The 1,230-nt window shown below is 54.9% G+C and carries 1 protein-coding gene; it reads left to right on the top strand.

The annotated features are described in order from the left end of the window. The first annotated feature begins 287 nt into the window (after positions 1 to 287). Positions 288 to 1,124, top strand: coding sequence for a hypothetical protein (locus tag H7965_RS29950; RefSeq protein ID WP_229682881.1), 837 nt, complete (start codon positions 288 to 290; stop codon positions 1,122 to 1,124). Positions 1,125 to 1,230: the final 106 nt, after the last annotated feature.

Raw genomic sequence — 1,230 nt, 5'->3', positions numbered from 1 at the left:
GGGGCGGCGTAGGTTCAACCTTGGCGGGCATGGTCTCCGCAAACGGCTGGTTTCGAGTGTCGCAGCCGAAATCTATTGCCGGTCAGCGGCTTGCACCATGCCCGTCAGCCCACGTGAATGATCCGGGCTAGCAAGTTAGTTAGTTATCAAAACAGTTTCTAATTCGCAACAAGACGCCTCCATGGGACACGATATGCCATGGCTCAGGAATCCGTACGCAACCACAGATTGCAAAGGGCGACACACTGCGCGAGATCGCCGCGAAGTACCGCATCAAGGATTGGCGGGTGATTTGGGAAGATCTGGGTAACCGTTCGCTGCGCAGCAAGCGTGGCGTGCCCGAGAACCTGCGACCAGGAGATGTACTTGTAATTCCGCCAGATCAGCATGACCAAAAGATGCTGCAGAAAAAAGCTGATGCGCTGCGGGAGCAGTTGGCGGCGGCGAAGCGCCTGCGGACGTCCCTGGTAGAGGACTTAGCATGCGCCAAGAAGCGCGAAGCGATCATCCAGGAATTAATCAAGGACACTCGTCAAAACACCGAAGTAATATTGAAGGAGCTAAAGGCCAACCTCAATAAAATGAAGCGGTGGGGTGATGGCGTAGATCTAACCAAGAACCTGATCGACATAGGCAGCACGCTTGCCAAGCTCACTACCATCGGGCTGAAGGCCGGCAGGGCAAGTGCCTCGGAACTGAAGAAGCTGAACGAAGAGGCTGTAAAGGAAGCCGTCGATATGCTGAAGGGTCAGAGGCAGGATGCAGCGGTAAAAATGGCCAAGAGCTGGAAGGATTCTGCCAGCACGGCCCTGCAGTACACAAGCATTCTAGCTGATTCTTGGGATAAGATGACTTCGCCTTCCTTCTGGGCGAACAATTGGGTCCAGATCGTCAATAATGGAAAGAGCTGGTCAGAGGCAGTCACGATGGAGCTAGGCGACGACATCAAGCAGCGTATTCTTGAGATCGAAACTCTTAGTCGCCGTGACCTTCAGAAGCTCGAACAGCAACTTAAAGCGCAAAAAACCGCATCAGATAGGCTGGAGGACCTACTTCGGCAGTGCGATGAGCTGATCAAGCAGAACGAGCGTGGCGCGGCGTCGCTAGAGCGGTTTCCGAGCTGAATGAATCAGGGGGTATTCCCCGACGCGGGCTGGATCTGATTCAAACTGTCTGTCGGCGAGGAGGCCGACAGGCATGTCAAAGGCGCTGTCGGTGGACCTTCGGGAG

Source organism: Siccirubricoccus deserti, assembly GCF_014283215.1.
Lineage (GTDB): Bacteria > Pseudomonadota > Alphaproteobacteria > Acetobacterales > Acetobacteraceae > Siccirubricoccus > Siccirubricoccus deserti.
The sequence above is the reverse complement of the archived record's forward strand: the minus strand, read 5'-3'. Positions and strand labels throughout refer to the sequence as shown.